Origin of the sequence: Sphingomonas mali NBRC 15500 (assembly GCF_001598415.1) — a bacterium.
GTDB classification, from domain to species: domain Bacteria; phylum Pseudomonadota; class Alphaproteobacteria; order Sphingomonadales; family Sphingomonadaceae; genus Sphingomonas; species Sphingomonas mali.
In genome coordinates this window covers 1-16,301 of the sequence record NZ_BCYX01000006.1, presented here as the reverse complement: position 1 = coordinate 16,301, position 16,301 = coordinate 1, and the positions used below count along the sequence as shown (strand labels likewise).

The following is a 16,301-nucleotide window of genomic DNA, read 5'->3' as shown; positions in this document are numbered from 1 at the left end:
TCACTCAGCAAGTTGGGGGCCAGTTGAGGACTCGGGCGGCTGACGATGGTTAAGCGCGGTCGGGCGGTCCCGCGCTGGCACGCAATTCTGTCACGCGAGTGTCGATTCGAGACACCACCAACCGGGTTGGGCGCTCCTGATCGTCTGCGCGGCAGTGGTGCGCGCGGCCTCGTTGTCGAACAGAGCGAAGCAGGTGGCGCCGGATCCGGACATCCGGGCGAGCGTGACGCCACGCTGGGCGGCGAGCAGGTCGATCACGGCGCCGATCATAGGGGCCAAGGCGCGGGCGGGCGCTTCGAGATCGTTGCGACCTTCAATGGCAGCAACGAGCCATTCCGTCATGCCGGGCTTGTCCCGGCATCCACCGTGCCGCGTATCCTCAATATCAGGGATTTGCGGCTCCGTGGACCCCGGCACAAGGCCGGGGTGACGAGGGAATAGAGGCCCCCGATCGATTCCGTCCCAGCCGCGGAAGACGGCAGCCGTTGAGACGGCAATGCGTGGATTCACAAGCAGTACTGGAAGATCGCTCAGCCCTTCAACGACCTGCAAGCGCTCACCGCGCCCCTTTCCTACAGCGCTTTTTCCCAGCAGGCATGCAGGAACGTCCGAGCCAAGCCCCAATGCGATATCCGCGAGGGCCGAAGGATCAACCCCCTTCAACCGCGCCAGCGCGCGCAGCGTCGCGGCAGCATCGGCCGACCCACCCCCGATCCCCGACGCCACCGGCAAATGCTTGTCGAGCGTGATTGCGAGCGGGGGCAGCGCCCCAAGCGCTGCGGCGAAATCATCGCGCGCGGCCAGGACGAGATTATTGCCCTCACCACTCAGCGCCCCCGCGAACGGCCCAGTCAGCGCGAACGAGTCACTGTCGCTCTCCTCGACCGACACGGTGTCGCCATCGCGCAGGAACGCGAACAACGTCTCGATCTCGTGATAGCCATCCGCTCGCCGAGCGCGAACGTGGAGTGCCAAGTTGATCTTGGCCGGCGCCGCTTCGACGATGGTCACGAGCGCGTCGCGGCCGGGCCGTTGAGGATCTTGGCGTCGAGCCGTGTGGTCGCGTCGGGCTTTGCCACCACTCGCGCCGCTTTCCAGGCGTAACGCGCCTCGTACCGGCGCCCGACCGCCCAATAGACGTCGCCGAGATGCTCGGCGATCTCGGCGTCGGCGGGCGAAGCGGCACCGGCTGATTCGAGCAGGGGCAGCGCGCGGTCGGGCTCGCCGCGCCGGAAATAGGCCCAGCCGAGCGAATCGGCGATGGCGGGCTGGTTTGGCGCGAGAGCATTGGCCTTTTCGAGCATCGCCACCGCACGTGTCGCGTCGCCGCCATGTTCGATCAGCGAATAGCCGTAATAATTGAGCGCGACCGCCTGGTCGGGACCAAGCGCCACCGCGCGTTCGAGCGCGGCTCGGGCCAGTTCCCAACGACCGGCTTTGTCATAGGCCGATCCGATCTGCAGCCAGACCGCCCAGCCGGCATCGTCACCCAACCGGTCGCGCGCCTTCTCATACGCAACCGCCGCTTCCAACGGGCGGTTCGCGATCAGCAGCATGTTGCCGTAATGTTCGGCGCTATCGGCATCACCGTCGGGCGCGTCGGCAAGCGCCTTGGCGGTGGCGATTGCCCCCGGCATATCGCCCTTGGCGCGCAGCACCTCGACACGGATCGACTGGGCGAGCGCGTGATAGGCCGTATTCGGCGCGATCTCGCCCAGCACGGTCAGCGCACGGTCATGCGCGCCCTGCCGCTCGAGCGCCGCGGCGAGCAACAGGCGCGCGCGGCCGTCGTCGGGATCGAGGATCAGCGCCGAGCGCGCCAGCGTGATCGCGATCGGGGTCGTGCCGGGATCGGTCAGGTCCGCGGCAACGCGCGTGTATAGCCGCGCAATGCCGACCATCGGTGTCGCCTTGACGGCGCGAAGGTGGCTCCGCACCGTGGCCACTTCGGGATCAGAGCCGCCAAGCAAGTCACGCGCAAGAGCATCATTGCCCTGCCCCATCAGCAATTCCGCCGCCGAATAGCGCAAATCGAGGCCACCGCTGCTGCCGCGCAATTCTGCTGACAGCGCCTTCGCGGCGCCCGGAATATCGTCGCGCGCGATCAGGATCAGCGCGCGTTGTTCGAGCATGATATGACCGATCGCGCCGGTGCGTCCGGTTGCCGCCAGACTCGCCGTGGGATCCCCGCCGCGGCCGAATTCCTGCCAGGCGCGGACCGCGGGCGCGAAGAAGTCGAACGGCGTCTTGTCGAGCGATGCCAATGCCTTGTCGACGGCAACAGGACTGCCGCTCTTCACCGCATCGGCGAGCAGCAGCAGCTTGGCATCGTTCGGCGCGTCGGTCCCCAAGGCCGCCACGGCGCGCCGCGCGAGGACCAGATCGCCCGCCGCCATCGCCTGACGAAAAGCGCGGTTGGCGACGGTCGGATCGCCGGGAGCATTGGTCAGCGCGATGCCATATTGCTGGGCGGCGACGCCGACATTGCCGTTCGCCGCCGCGACCCGGGCGCGGCCGAACGCGCCATAATCGTCGGCCTGCGCGCTCGCCGGGACGAACGCGGCCATCAGCGCGGCGCATGCGACAACAGCGGGCTTACATATTGGGATAGTTCGGTCCTCCGCCACCCTCCGGCACCACCCAGACGATATTCTGGGTCGGGTCCTTGATGTCGCACGTCTTGCAGTGGACGCAATTCTGCGCGTTGATCACGAAGCGCGGATTGCCCTCTTCCTGCCCGACGATCTCATAAACGCCCGCCGGGCAATAACGCTGCGCCGGCTCGTCATACATCGGCAGATCATAGTCGATCGGGATGTCGGGGTCCTTGAGCGTCAGATGGACCGGCTGATCCTCTTCGTGGTTGGTGTTCGACAGGAACACCGAAGACAGGCGGTCGAAGGTCAGCACCCCGTCGGGCTTGGGATAGTCGATCGGCTTGACCATATCCTTGCGCCACAGCGTCGTGTGATCGGCATGGTGCTTCATCGTATAGGGCATTTTGATGCCCCAGCTTTCGAGCCACATGTTGATGCCCGAAAGGATCGTGCCGAGGAATTCGCCATATTTCTCGACAAGCGGCAGGACGTTGCGGACGACCGACAACTCCTTCTTCACCCAGCTCTTGTCGTACGCGTCTGGGTAGGCAGTAAGTTCGTCGCCTTCGCGGCCGCCCTGGACCGCATCGAACGCCGCTTCGGCCGCCATCATGCCGGACTTCATCGCGGTATGCGTGCCCTTGATCCGCGGCACGTTGAGGAAACCGGCGCTGTCGCCGATCAGTGCCGCCCCCGGCATCACCAGCTTGGGCACCGATTGATAGCCGCCGTCGCTGATCGCGCGCGCGCCATACGACACACGCTTGGCGCCCTTCAGGATCTCGGCGACGGCGGGATGCGTCTTCCAGCGCTGCAGTTCCTGGAACGGCGAGAGATACGGGTTCGAATAATTGAGCCAGGTGACGAACCCGAGCGCGACCTGCCCATTGGCCTGGTGATAGAGGAAGCCGCCACCGTCCGATCCGCTCTCGCTGAGCGGCCAGCCTTGCGAGTGGATCACGCGGCCGGGAACGTGGTTTGCGGGGTCGATATCCCACAATTCCTTGATGCCAAGGCCATAGACTTGCGGCTCGCAATCGGCGCGCAAGTCGAAGCGGTCGACCAATTGGCGCGTCAGATGCCCGCGCGCGCCTTCCGAAAAGAAAGTGTATTTGGCGTGGAGTTCGAGCCCCGGCTGGTAATCGGGCTTGTGCGTGCCGTCGCGCGCGACCCCCATGTCGCCGGTCGCCACCCCCTTCACCTTGCCGTCGTCGCTATAGAGAATTTCCGCCGCGGCGAAGCCGGGGAAGATCTCGACCCCGAGCTCCTCCGCCTGTCCTGCCAACCAGCGGCAAAGGTTGCCCAGGCTACCGGTATAGGTGCCCTTGTTGTGCATGAAGCCGGGCGAGATGAACTCGGGCAGCTTGAAGCGACGCTTCTTGGTCAGCACCCAATGCTGGTTGTCGGTGACCGGGGTCTCGGCCATCGGGCAGCCTTTGTCGCGCCAACCGGGGATCAGTTCGTCGAGGCTGCGCGGGTCGACCACCGCCCCCGACAGGATGTGCGCGCCGACCTCTGAGCCCTTTTCGAGCACGCAGACCGAAATCTCCGCGCCCTTTTCGGCCGCGAGTTGCTTCAGGCGGATCGCCGCCGACAGGCCCGCCGGCCCGGCGCCGACGATCACCACGTCGTACGGCATCGACTCGCGTTCGCTCATCCCTTTTCCTCCCGTTGGGACCCTCAGAAGACCAGTCATCGTATGACGACAACGGTCTGTCGGCGAATGCGGTGCCAACGAATTGACCCCGCGGTCAAGCTGGGACTCTATGCGACCGGCTATGGGGGCTGACCAGAATCACGATTGGCGGGCGAGTATCGCCAGTGCGCTCGAATGGTGGCGCGACGCGGGAGTCGATTGCGAAATCGACGATTCGCCGCGTGACTGGCTTGCGCGCGCCGGCGCCCCGTCCGTCGTCGAGCGGTTGCCCGGGCAAGTGGCCGAAGCTGTCGTCGCGCCGCCTACCCTGCCGGCGACGCTGGAAGAGTTCACCGTGTGGCGACTTGGCGCCGCCGCTCCCGAAGCGGGTTGGCCGGGCCAGCCGCTCGGCACGCAAGGCGACGTCGCCAGCGGATTGATGATCGTCGTCGACATGCCCGATCGTGAGGACGATGCCGCCGGCCAATTACTGTCGGGCAATGCGGGCGCGCTGTTCGATCGCATGCTCGCGGCGATCGGCCGGGACCGCGAGTCGATCTATCTCGCCGCCTTGACGGTAAAGCGTCCGCCGGCCGGCCGCGTGACCGAGGAAACGGGCCAGAAACTCGAGGCGCTGATCCGCCATCACCTGTCGCTGGCGCGGCCCAAACGGGTGCTCGCACTAGGTAATGCGGCGAGCCGTGCAATCACGGGGTTGGACGTCGCCAATGCCCGTGCAAGTTTACGCAAGGTTAACCATGACGGCGGGACAAGCGAGGTTGTCGCCAGTTTTCATCCTCGCTTCCTGTTGGAGAAGCCTGTCGCCAAAGCCGATGCCTGGAAGGACCTCAGAGTGTTGATGGGGGGATTTGAGTGAAAGTCGCGCGTTTTCTCGTCGCTTCGGCGCTGGTATTTGCCCCTGTGCTACCTGCTGCCGCCGCCGGCAACCCGCCCGCATCCGCCGTGATGGCGCGCGGCATTCCGGCCCAGCTCGATGCGGATCAGCGCACCGGTTATGCCGCAGTGTTCAAGGCGATCCACGAAAAGCGCTGGGACGATGCGCAGTTGCAGCTGACCGCGATGAAACCGGGGCCGCTCCATTCGATCGCGCTCGCCGAACTCTATACCGCCAAAGGCTCGCCAAAGGTCGAGAACGACCCGCTGCTAGCGGTGGTCACCGCCGCGCCGGAATTGCCCGAGGGGCCGACCATCGCCCGCATCCTCGCCTCGCGCGGCGTGACCGCGCCGGCGCTCCCCTACCAGCAACGGCTGGTGTGGAATAACGGCGCCTCGACCCGTGGCCGTGCCAAGCCGACCAAATACGACCTCGCCGCTGCCGAGCTCGCCCTCAAGATGCAGCCGATGATCAAGAATGACGACGGTCCCGGCGCGCAGGCGTTGCTCGAATCGACCACCAACCTCACCCCCGAAGCGCAGATCGAATGGCAGCAGCGCGTTGCCTGGATCTATTATCTGCAAGGCAATGACGCCAGCGCACGTCTGATGGCTGCCAAGGCACGCGTCGGTACGGGCGACTGGGCAGTCCAGGGCGAATGGGTCGGCGGGCTCGCGGCCTGGCGTCAGGGCGATTGCACCGAGGCGGCGCGCGCTTTCGTCAACGTCGCGGCTCGGGCCAGCGATGTCGAGCTCCGCGCCGCCGGTCTCTATTGGGCAGCGCGCGCCGACATGAAATGCGGTCGGCCGCAATTGGTCGAAGCGCGGCTTAAAAACGCCGCCCAGCTCGACGAGACCTTTTACGGCATGCTCGCTCGCCAGCAGCTGGGCATCAAGGAAAAGCCACCGGTTCCGGACGAACTGATGCTCGCCGACTGGGACAAATTGCAAAACCGCCCGAATGTCCGCGTCGCCGCCGCTTTGGTCGAGATCGGCGAGACCGGTTTGGCCGACGACGTGCTCAAGCAGCAGGCGAAGATCGGCCCCAAGAACGAATATGCGTCGCTGGTGCGCCTGACCGAGACGCTCAATCTGCCCGAGACGGTGATGTGGCTGGGTAATAACTGCCCCGAGGGGACGAAGGCGCCGACGATCGCGCGCTTCCCAGCCCCGAAATGGGCGCCGGCCGGCGGCTGGACCGTCGACAAGGCGTTGGTCTACGCCCACGCACTCCAGGAATCGCGCTTCCGCAAGGACGTGATCAGCCCGGCGGGTGCTTATGGCCTGATGCAGATCATGCCTGCCGCGGCGGTCGATTATGCGCGTGAACGTGGCATCACTGTCGATCGCGGCGCGCTGTCGCTGCCGTCGGTCAACATGGCGGTCGGCCAGCGGACGCTCGAGCGCCTGAGTACCCAGGGTTTCACTGGCGGCTATCTGCCCAAGGTGATCGCCGCTTATAACGCAGGCCCCGTTCCGGTCATGGAATGGAACGGCATCGTCAAGGATGGGGGCGATCCGCTTCTGTACATCGAGTCGATCCCCTATTGGGAAACGCGCGGTTACGTCACCACGGTGCTGCGCAATTACTGGATGTACGAGGGCAAGGACGGCCGGGTGAAATCGCCGAGCCGTGAAGCGCTAGCGCAGGGCATGTGGCCCAAATTCCCGGGGCTGTCCGGGCCGAGCGCAGTCCGCCTGACTCCTTCCAAATAAGTGCCGATCGACGACAGCCGCAATTTCGTGCCCGTTCGGATCGCGGTCCTGACCGTCTCCGACACGCGCGGCTTGGCTGAAGACAAATCGGGCGACGCGCTGGTCGAGCGGCTGACGAGTGCCGGCCACATCCTCGCCGCCCGTACGATCGAACGCGACGATCTCGACACGATCATCGAGCAACTCGCCGCGTGGATCCAGGATCCCGGGATAGACGTCATCCTCACCACTGGCGGCACCGGCGTGACCGGGCGCGACGTCACGCCCGAGGCGGTGGAAGCCGTCGCCGAAAAGATGATTCCCGGTTTCGGCGAGCTCTTCCGCTGGCTGAGCTATCAGACGATCGGCACCTCGACGATCCAGTCGCGGGCCTGCGCCTGCGTCGCCGGCGGCACCTATATCTTCGCGCTGCCCGGATCGACGGGGGCAGTGAAGGACGGCTGGGATATGATCCTCAGGGACCAACTCGACGGCCGTTTTCGCCCCTGCAATTTCGTCGAACTCATGCCGCGGCTGACCGAGCGATAGGCTATTTCGCCCCGGCCGCTGCCGCCGCCTTGCGACGCTCGGCGACGAACTTGACCAAGTCGGCATCCGTCGAGCCGTACCAGGCGACATAATCCTTGAAATTGTCGTAGGTCATTTTGCCGATGGTAGAGATGTAGGCGTATTCGGACAGATCGCCGTCCGAATCGATCGCGACCTTCAGGAAACGGTTATTCGCGTTCCATTCATTCGCCATGTCGGTGGAGAAGAACGGTTCCTTCTTGAACCAGCTGTAGAAATCGAACGAGTCGCAGCCGACCTTGTTTTCGCAGCCGTAGAACAGGATCTGAAAATCGTTTCCGCCGATCGCGCTCTCGATATAGGAGTCGCCGTCCTTGCCGACCTTGATCTCCGCTTTGTAACCCGCCTCGCGCATCAGCGCGGCAACGCCATCGACGCTGCTCACGTCGACAATCCGATCTGCCGCGAAGGCCGGCGCGGAAACGGCCATGGCCGCCGCGACAGCCAAAACCTTGCCCCACATATCAATCCCTCAGTTGTGTGCGGCGACCCTAAGGCCTGGCCGATCGGCCGCAAGGCCGTTCAGTGCGAATCCGCCTGCATCGCGGCCAATTCATTTCCATTCGGATCGCGGAAGTGGAACCGGCGCCCGCCCGGAAAGGCGAAGATCGGCTGGGTGATCGTCCCGCCGGCGTCCTTCACCGCCGCCTCGGTCGCTTCGAGATCATCGACCTGAATCACTGCCAGCGGTGCCGCCGTCCAGTCGGCGCGATCGCCTTGCAGCCCCAGATCGGTCTCACCGCTCATCGTCGCCGCATAGGTCGGGCCGAAATCGGTGAAATCCCAGCCGAACGCGGTGGCGAAGAACGCCTTGGTGCTCGCGACGTCCTGGACCGGCAATTCGACATAGTTGAGTTTTGCCATCTCATCTCTCCATTGTTCTTGATATGTTCTACATCGCGGCGTAGGATCGGGCAATGGCAAAAGCTCGTCCGATCCGCGGCGCGACGGTCAATCGCGAGAGCACCCGATTCAGCCTGCCCGAGCGGCTCGCCGACGGTGACTGGCTGGACGCGCTGGAGGATGTCGACGGTGCCCTGCCCCCATTGCGCACCAGCGTCACGGTCGAGACCCCGCGTACGATCATCACGCGCAACCAGTCGCCCGATATCGGCTTCGACCGCTCGATCAATCCGTATCGCGGCTGCGAGCATGGCTGCATCTATTGCTTCGCACGACCGACCCACGCCTATCTGGACCTGTCGCCGGGGCTCGACTTCGAGTCCAAACTGTTCGCCAAGCCGACCGCGCCCGAGCTGCTCCGCGCGGAGTTGATGAAGCCCGGTTATAGCTGCCGCCCGATCGCGTTCGGCACCAATACCGATCCCTATCAGCCGATCGAGGCGCAGTGGAAGATCACCCGCAGCTGTATCGAGGTGCTGGCGGAGACCGACCATCCGCTGACCATCACCACCAAGTCGGACCGCGTGGTGCGCGACATCGACCTGCTCGCGGCGATGGCGGCGAAAGGCCTGGCAGCGGTTGCACTGTCGGTGACGTCGCTCGACGCGAAGGTCGCGCGGACGGTCGAACCGCGCGCACCGCATCCCGAACGCCGGCTGACCGCCGTGCGTCTGCTAGCCGATGCCGGTATCCCCACCATCGTATCGATCGCCCCTGTCATCCCCGCGATCACCGATCACGAGATCGAGCATATCGTCGAGCGCGCGGCGGAAAGCGGGGCGCGGACGATCAATTACCTGCCGGTTCGTCTGCCGTTTGAGGTCGCGCCGTTGTTCCGCGCCTGGCTCGACGCGCATTTCCCGGACCGGGCGGGCAAGGTGATGGCGATCATCAACTCGCTACGAGACGGGCGCGACAACGATCCCAATTTCTTCACCCGGATGCGCGGATCTGGGCCCTGGGCCGACCTGCTCCGCACGCGCTTCCAGATCGCGATGAAGAAGCATGGGTTGAACCGCGAGCGGTTGAGCGTCCGCACCGATCTGTTCCATCCGCCGCGGGGGCCGCAGGGGGAGTTGTTTTAGGGCCACGATGCTCGGTAATTGGCACGCCCAGGGTCGACACCCTCACTCTGGCAAACTGTTGCACCCATCGGACCGGCCAGACCGATGGACACAGTCCGCCACACCTCGCTCACGATTTGACGAGATGGGTGATCTTGCGCGTCACGAACCAGCTCACCGGCAGGGCCAGGACGAACCCGGCAAATGCCGCGATTAGAATTTGACGTCCGGTCCCATGACCCGTGCTCAGCGCGGCGGTGACGAATATGCCCATGATCGTCGTGCCGATCATGAAATGGAGGCCAAACATCAGCAGTTTCTGCATCACCAATCTCCCGTGGAGAGATTGGTCCTGATGGAAGGGCCGGTCCGTTACCTTGATCGGGCGCAAAAGAAGGCGCGATTTCTACCGCCGTCTGCTCTTCATCAGCGGCTGAATCTTGGTCCCGAAATCCTCGACGCCCTGGACGAAATCGTCGAAGGTCAGCAGGACGCCGCCGGTATTCGGCACCTCCGCCATCTCATCGAGCATCCGCGCGATGCTGGCATGGCTGCCGACCAGGGTGCCCATATTGATGTTGACCGCGCCTTCGGGCGCCGCGAGCTGGCGGACGTTGGTTGTCGCATTGTGCTTGTCGGCGGCACCTTGATCCATCAGCCAGGAGATCGCTGCGACATCGACGCCGTCATTGTACGATTTCCACTTCGCCATCGCTTCCTCATCGGTATCGGCGGCGATGATCATCACCAGCACGAACACCGACACATCGCGGCCGGTCTTGGCGGTGGCGGCCGCCAGCCGGTCGTTGTTGGACGCGAAAGCGGTCGGCGTATTGACGCCCTTGCCGAGGCAAAAGGCATAGTCCGCCCATTTCGCCGAGAAGGCGAGCCCCTCGTCCGAGGAGCCGGCGCAGATGATCTTCATGTCGCCCTCGGGCTTGGGCCGGACGAGGCAATCGTCCATCTGATAATAATCGCCCTTGAAGTCGCTCCGGCCGGTTGCCCACAATTCGCGCAGGATGTGAGCATATTCATCGAGCATCTTGTATCGATTGCGGAAATGCTCGTCGCCGGGCCACAAACCCATCTGGCTGTATTCGGGCCTCTGCCACCCGGTGATCAGGTTGAGTCCGAACCGTCCATGGCTGATCGAATCGATCGTGTTGCACATGCGCGCGGCAAAAGCGGGCGGAATGACGAGCGTCGGGCAAGTCGCGTAGATCTTGATCTTCTCGGTGACCGCGGCGAGGCCGGCCATCAGCGTGAAGCTCTCCAGCCCATATTCCCAGAACTCGGTCTTGCCGCCGAACCCGCGCAGCTTGATCATCGACAGCAGGAAGTCGAGCCCGTGCTTTTCGGCCGATTGCGCGATCGTCTTGTTGAGATCGAACGACGGCATGTATTGCGGCGCGTTCTCGCTGATCAGCCAGCCATTGTTGTTGATGGGCACGAAAACGCCGACCTGCATCGCATTCACTCCTCTTGAGCATCGCGCGGAAAAGTGGGAACCGGTTTTCCGCAATAAGCGATGCGATCACAAAAGCTTACGTTATTGGGGCATCACGCCCGTCATCCAGTCGACCACGAAACCGTTGAAATTGTCCGCGTCGGTAACGTTGACCGCGTGGCCGCCATAAGCGGGCCGCCCGATGCCCGACTTGGCGATTCCCATCGCCAGCGCCTCGCCCGCGCGTGGCGGCACCAGCATGTCGTCCTGGCTGGCGATCACCAGCGTTCGCGTCGCGATCTCACCCAGCCGATCGGCGATATCGAACGACCCGAGCGCGAGGATGCGCTTTTCCATCGTCTCCGTACCGGGAAAGTTTTCCATCTGGTGCGGCAGTTCGGCGTCGATGTCTTCGTCGTGGCTCGACACCCAGTCCGGCGGGTAGAGGAAGACCGGCTGCGCGCGCAGATATGCTCTGGGTCCGGCCAACCGCAGCAATGCGAGCCGGATTTCGAAGCAGCGCAGGAAATGCGGATCCGGGCTGGCCCAGCCATTGACCACGACCAGGCGATCGAGCCGATCCGGTGCCTTCAGCGCGAGCGCGAGTCCCGCGACTCCACCCGCGGCGTGGCCGATCAGGTGCGTGCGATCGAGACCCAGCGCATCCATCAAGCGCAGGATATCGTCGGCGAAATCGTCGACCGACACTCGTGCCGGCAAGGCGCGATCGCTCCGCCCTGTGCCGCGATGGTCATAGGCGATGACCCGGAAATGCTCGGCGAGCGCGGGGATATTGGGCGCCCAATAGCTCGCCGACCCGCCAAGGCCCGAGGACAGGATCACCGGAGGGGCATCGGCCGTGCCATGTTCCTCGTAATACAGGCCGCTAGCCTCAGGCATTCACGCCCCTTCCGTCACCCCAGCGAAAGCTGGGGTCTTGTTGAGGCGGGGGCGTCGCGTCGCCGCTTGAGATCCCAGCTTTCGCTGGGATGACGGTTTGCGCCGGGATGACGGTTTGGAGCCGCGCATCAGCCGATATATGCCACGCTGGCGATCTCGACCAGGCAATCGGGCTTCACCAGCTCCGCCTTGATGCAATAGCGCGCCGGCTTGTTGCCCGGAAAATACTCGGCATAGACCTGATTGAACGCAGCATAGTCGCCTAGGTCCTTGAGGAAGATGTGGTTCATCGCGACGTCGGCCATCGTCGCGCCGGCCGCTTCGAGCGTGATCTTGATGACGTCGAGCACGTGACGCGTCTGCGCCGCGGCGTCGCCCACATGGAGAACCGCTCCACCCTCGCCCAACGCCAGCACGCCTGAGACATAGACCGTGCTCCCCGCCTTCGCCCCCGCCGAATAGGGCGCGATTGGGGTCGGGAATTGCGGCGGATTGATGGGCTCGAACGCCATGACGTCAGTCCTTGCTATCTGATTGAGGAATCTGGCCAAAACTGCCGCAGAAATCGGCGACGGTGGAAACCCATCCGAAGAATTTCTCGACGTTGTAGAGGGTTGCTTCCTGCATCGTCGGCGGCCCCAGATGATGCGTCGCGTCCTCCAGCATCACGCCGAAATATTCGAGGTGGAAACCGTCGCGCAGCGTGCTTTCGACGCAGACATTGGTCGCGATCCCGACGAACACGATGTTGCGGATGCCACGCGCGCGCAGCGTCGAATCGAGCTGCGAATTGAAGAAGGCCGAATAGCGCGTCTTGTGGAGCGAGATGTCGCCCGGCTGGGGCTTGAGGGCATCGACCAACTCGTAATCCCAGCCGCCACGCGCGAGGAGTTGCCCAGCCAGTTCGGGTCGCGCACGCATCGTCTTGAGCGCGTTTGATTTATGCCAATTGGGCGACCCCGGTCCGCCGGCCTCCTTGTAATCTGCATCCCACCCATTCTGCAGGAACACCACCTGGACACCCGCTTTACGCGCGGTGTCGAGCACGGTGGCGATCTTGCCGATGACGCCGGCTGCACCCGAAATGTCGAACCCGGCGAGATCGACATAGCCGCCCTCGCTCGCATAAGCATTCTGCATGTCGATCACGACGACCGCGGTCTCGTGTGGTGCGAGCCGCAGCGCCTCGGGTCGGGCCGCCAGCGTCACGCCATTCTCACCAGCGGAGCCGGTCGTCACCATGTCCATTCAGCGCAGCCTGCCGTGCAGCGGGAGCAAAGGCAAGCCGACTAGCAAAGTACCGGTTCGCGACGCGCCGTACGACCTGCGCGGCGGCGATTTCGGGCCGGCTGGACCGTACAATGCGGCGACGCGGAACAATATCGTCACGCCGAGGCGCGACAAAAGAGTTAGCCGCTAGCTCCCGCCGGATTATTGATGTCTGTTGGATAGGTGCCGTGCCCTTCACGTACCAGTCCCGCATCGAAAACCAGCACTTCGGAGACGCTGACGCCTTTCTGGTTGATGTATTGGATCACCAGCGTGTTAACGCCAGCGAACACTGCCTCGATGGTAAAGTGCAAATCGGGAATGCGACGGAGCCCCTCCTCCCAATAGGCGCGAAGGGCGGCTTTGCCATGCATTATACCGCCAGTCTCGGGCAATAGGCTGGCGGCTATGGGCGAGGTGAAGGTGACGTCATCATGGAAATGCAGCAGAACAGCGTCGAGATCGTGCGCATTCCAGGCAGCGCGCCAATGAGCGGCGAAAGTGGCTGGGTCGAAATTCGTCATTCCGCGCAACGCACTACGCCGCCGTCGCCAGCTTATAATCCTTATATTGCTCGCGCAGCACGGTCTTGAGCAACTTCCCCGTCGCGGTGTGCGGCAGGTCGTCGACGAACAGGATCTCGTCCGGCAGCCACCATTTGGCGACATGCTGGGTCAAATGCTGGGTTATCTCCTGCGGGGTCACCGCGCTCCCTGGCTTGCGGACGACGAGCAGCAACGGACGCTCGTCCCATTTGGGATGATACACGCCGATCGCCGCCGCTTCGCCGACGCCGGGACAACCGACCGCCGCATTTTCCAGATCGACCGAGCTGATCCATTCGCCGCCTGACTTGATCACGTCTTTCGACCGGTCGGTGATCTGCATCGTGCCGTCCGGATGAAGCACCGCGACGTCGCCGGTGTCGAACCAACCCCCGGCGTCGACCGCGTCCTGCTCGGCCTTGAAATAGCGCTTCACTACCCAGGGACCGCGAATTTGCAGCCGGCCCGACGTCTCGCCGTCGCGCGGGAGTTCGGTGCCCTCGTCGTCGACGATCCGCAATTCGACCCCGAACGGGATCGAACCCTGTTTGCACACGATGTCGAGTTGCGCGTCGCGAGTCAGGTCACCCCAACCCGGCCCCGGCGCCAGCGCGGTCGCCACCGGCGACGTCTCGGTCATGCCCCAGAGGTGGAGCGGCTTGATCCCCATGTCCATGAATCGCGCCAGCATCGCGCGCGGCGCGGCCGATCCGCCAACCGTGATCTGGCGCAGGAAGCGCGGTTCCTCACCGGTGGCGTCCATATGCTGGAACATCGCCAACCACACGGTCGGCACGCCGCTGCCGATCGTCACCTTCTCGCTATTCATCAGTTCGCACAGCACGGCGGCATCGTTGGTCTGCGAATAGACGAACTTCGCGCCGGCCAACGCGCCGGCAAACGGCAGGCCCCAGGCCGCGGCGTGAAACATCGGCACGATCGGCAGGATCACGTCCGACGCGGACAGGCCCATCACCCAGGGCTCGGCCGCATGCATCGCGTGGAGCACGGTCGAGCGATGCTCGTACAACACGCCCTTGGGATTGCCCGTGGTGCCGCTGGTATAGCAGATCATGCACGGCTCCCGCTCCGGTCCCTCGTACCAGGCATAATCGCCATCCTCGGCATCGAGCAGTGCCTGGAAACCGTCGGGCCCTAGATCATCGAACACGACGTAGCGCTCGATCGAGGTCCATTCCGGCTTCAAGCGATCGACCAGCGGCTGGAACTGCTTGTCGTAGAACAGCACGCGATCTTCGGCATGGTTGGCGATGTAGATCAATTGCTCGTCGAACAGGCGCGGGTTGATCGTGTGGATCACCCCGCCCATCCCCATCGCGCCATACCAAGACGTCAGATGATGTTCGTGGTTCATCGCCAATGTGGCGACGCGGTCGCCGGGGTTGATACCCCATTTCACCAGTCGCTGCGCGAGCTTGCGCGCGTTGCGGTGGATGCCGGCCCAGTCGTTGCGGGTCTCGCGCCCATCGGCCCAGCGCGTCACGACCTCCCGGGTCGGATGCTCGCGAGCGACATGATCGAGCAGCCGCATCACGCGCAGCTCGAAATCCTGCATCGCACCCATCTGCATTCCACTCTCCATACTCGATGTTTGAAGAGTGTTATTCCGCCCGAAGCGGTCGAAGTCTAGGGGCCGCGTCCGCGGCCTCTAGCCAACCAATGCAAGCCGTTGTGGCGGCGCGATTGCGACCTCCGCCGATCGCACCCCAGGGAGCGTCGCGATGCGGTCGGCAAGTTCGGGATCGAGCAGGAAATCGCGCCCGATCAGGATGGTTGCCGTCCCGCCCGCCGGCAACGGAACGACGAGTCGGGCTTCGCCGCGCGCGCCGCGTGCCTCGGACAATAATGCACCGATCGCCGGGATCGCGATCGCATCTTCGATCTCGATATCGAGATTCATCCGCGTCGCGCTGGCCAGTTCGTCGAACGGCTGGATGCGCTTGACCGTCACCCGCGGCTGTTCCTCACCCGCGCGGCGGTCGAGCTCGACCGTGATCAGGCCGCAACCACCGTTACGCGCCGCTTCCTCCAAGTCGGTCGCGACCGAATCGTCGAAACAGGTCGCGACGAACTGGCCCGATGGGTCGGACAGGGTCGCCATCAGATAGCGGCGCCCCTTGGCCGAGGTGCGCCAACGCGTATCCTCGACCATCGCCGCCATCACCGCGCCGGCGCGTCCGCTCTCCGGAATCTGCAAGTCGCCCAGGTCGGCATAGCGCCGTGCGCCGTGCATCCGCGCAAGCTGGGTGAAGCGATCGACCGGATGCGCCGAGAAATAGAAGCCGAACGCTTCCTTTTCCTGCTCCATCCGTTCGGCCAGGCTCCAGCGCGCCGATAGCGGCAGTTTGATGTGCGTGCCCGAGGCTTCGCTCTCACCGAACAGGCCGCCCTGCCCGCTATTCTTCTGGTCGTGGACGCGCGCCGCGGTCGCCAGGATCGTCTCGGCGCAGGCGTAGATGCCGGCACGATTGGCGTCGATCGCGTCGAACGCGCCCGCCGCCGCCAGCGTTTCGAGCTGGCGCTTGTTGAGCAGGCGCGGATCGACGCGGTGTGCGAAGGCATCGAGGCTGTCGAACGGCCCGGACGCGTCGCGTTCCTCGACCAATTTCTCCATCGCGCCTTCGCCGACCGATTTGAGGCCGGCGAGGGCGTAGCGGACGGCCAGATTCTGGTTAAGCCCCTCCCCTTCAGGGGAGGGGTTGGGGTGGGGCATCACCCCGAGCGAACCACTCTGCGAGGCAC

Annotated in this window: 17 protein-coding genes; 4 read left to right on the top strand and 13 right to left on the bottom strand. The window is 64.3% G+C overall.

Translation table 11 applies throughout. The annotated features are described in order from the left end of the window. Positions 1–90: 90 nt before the first annotated feature. From SMA01S_RS06850 to SMA01S_RS06840, 3 genes are read right to left on the bottom strand one after another with little or no spacing between them, the layout of a single operon-like run. Entirely contained in the window at positions 91–1,011 is a 921-nt protein-coding gene (locus SMA01S_RS06850; protein ID WP_174543087.1) for a 4-(cytidine 5'-diphospho)-2-C-methyl-D-erythritol kinase, read from the bottom strand. Next, complete coding sequence (locus SMA01S_RS06845) at positions 1,008–2,567, bottom strand: tetratricopeptide repeat protein (RefSeq protein WP_066819686.1); 1,560 nt, start codon at positions 2,565–2,567, stop codon at positions 1,008–1,010. The genes SMA01S_RS06850 and SMA01S_RS06845 overlap by 4 nt, the downstream gene beginning before the upstream one ends. 28 nt (positions 2,568–2,595) lie before the next feature. Beyond that, complete coding sequence (locus SMA01S_RS06840) at positions 2,596–4,254, bottom strand: electron transfer flavoprotein-ubiquinone oxidoreductase (protein ID WP_066819684.1); 1,659 nt, start codon at positions 4,252–4,254, stop codon at positions 2,596–2,598. 121 nt (positions 4,255–4,375) lie between these two features. On the opposite strand from SMA01S_RS06840, the gene SMA01S_RS06835 reads away from it, so the two are divergent. Genes SMA01S_RS06835 through moaB form a run of 3 tightly spaced genes read left to right on the top strand, consistent with a single transcriptional unit; the run spans position 4,376 to position 7,371 of the window. Continuing rightward, entirely contained in the window at positions 4,376–5,110 is a 735-nt protein-coding gene (locus tag SMA01S_RS06835) for a uracil-DNA glycosylase (protein ID WP_066819936.1), read from the top strand. Beyond that, the gene (locus SMA01S_RS06830) at positions 5,107–6,843 is read left to right on the top strand and encodes a lytic transglycosylase domain-containing protein (RefSeq protein ID WP_066819682.1); all 1,737 of its coding nucleotides are present in this window, start codon (positions 5,107–5,109) and stop codon (positions 6,841–6,843) included. Before SMA01S_RS06835 ends, SMA01S_RS06830 begins: the two co-directional genes overlap by 4 nt. Further along, on the top strand, positions 6,844–7,371 hold the full coding sequence (moaB, locus tag SMA01S_RS06825; protein ID WP_066819680.1) for a molybdenum cofactor biosynthesis protein B: 528 nt from the start codon (positions 6,844–6,846) through the stop codon (positions 7,369–7,371). A 1-nt stretch (position 7,372) separates the two neighbouring features. Here moaB and SMA01S_RS06820 read toward each other — a convergent pair whose 3' ends face one another. Together SMA01S_RS06820 and SMA01S_RS06815 are read right to left on the bottom strand one after the other, a co-directional pair. Next, positions 7,373–7,795, bottom strand: a complete 423-nt coding sequence (locus SMA01S_RS06820; protein WP_169804208.1) for a YbjN domain-containing protein — start codon at positions 7,793–7,795, stop codon at positions 7,373–7,375. 137 nt (positions 7,796–7,932) lie between these two features. Beyond that, entirely contained in the window at positions 7,933–8,274 is a 342-nt protein-coding gene (locus SMA01S_RS06815) for a VOC family protein (protein ID WP_066819676.1), read from the bottom strand. A gap of 53 nt (positions 8,275–8,327) precedes the next feature. Here SMA01S_RS06815 and SMA01S_RS06810 point away from each other — a divergent pair, with 53 nt between their 5' ends. Further along, positions 8,328–9,398: a PA0069 family radical SAM protein gene (locus SMA01S_RS06810; protein WP_066819670.1), complete on the top strand. Its 1,071-nt coding sequence runs from the start codon at positions 8,328–8,330 to the stop codon at positions 9,396–9,398. A 109-nt stretch (positions 9,399–9,507) separates the two neighbouring features. Here SMA01S_RS06810 and SMA01S_RS06805 read toward each other — a convergent pair whose 3' ends face one another. From SMA01S_RS06805 to SMA01S_RS06770, 8 genes are all read right to left on the bottom strand, one after another. Continuing rightward, a complete protein-coding gene (locus SMA01S_RS06805) occupies positions 9,508–9,702 on the bottom strand; it encodes a hypothetical protein (RefSeq protein WP_066819668.1) in 195 nt (64 codons plus the stop codon). A gap of 81 nt (positions 9,703–9,783) precedes the next feature. Then, complete coding sequence (gene rutA / locus SMA01S_RS06800; RefSeq protein ID WP_066819934.1) at positions 9,784–10,845, bottom strand: pyrimidine utilization protein A; 1,062 nt, start codon at positions 10,843–10,845, stop codon at positions 9,784–9,786. An 81-nt stretch (positions 10,846–10,926) separates the two neighbouring features. Beyond that, positions 10,927–11,724, bottom strand: coding sequence for a pyrimidine utilization protein D (rutD, locus tag SMA01S_RS06795; RefSeq protein WP_066819666.1), 798 nt, complete (start codon positions 11,722–11,724; stop codon positions 10,927–10,929). A gap of 128 nt (positions 11,725–11,852) precedes the next feature. Continuing rightward, entirely contained in the window at positions 11,853–12,236 is a 384-nt protein-coding gene (gene rutC, locus SMA01S_RS06790) for a pyrimidine utilization protein C (RefSeq protein ID WP_066819664.1), read from the bottom strand. Between the two features lie 4 nt (positions 12,237–12,240). Next, positions 12,241–12,972 carry a pyrimidine utilization protein B gene (rutB, locus tag SMA01S_RS06785; protein ID WP_066819662.1) on the bottom strand — a complete coding sequence of 244 codons (732 nt, stop codon included), beginning with the start codon at positions 12,970–12,972 and terminating at the stop codon, positions 12,241–12,243. A gap of 161 nt (positions 12,973–13,133) precedes the next feature. Next, the gene (locus SMA01S_RS06780; RefSeq protein ID WP_066819660.1) at positions 13,134–13,517 is read right to left on the bottom strand and encodes a nuclear transport factor 2 family protein; all 384 of its coding nucleotides are present in this window, start codon (positions 13,515–13,517) and stop codon (positions 13,134–13,136) included. Between the two features lie 13 nt (positions 13,518–13,530). Beyond that, entirely contained in the window at positions 13,531–15,129 is a 1,599-nt protein-coding gene (locus SMA01S_RS06775; protein WP_439654303.1) for a long-chain fatty acid--CoA ligase, read from the bottom strand. A gap of 78 nt (positions 15,130–15,207) precedes the next feature. Beyond that, on the bottom strand, positions 15,208–16,301 hold a 1,094-nt coding region (locus tag SMA01S_RS06770), incomplete at its 5' end, for a helix-hairpin-helix domain-containing protein (RefSeq protein ID WP_500801822.1).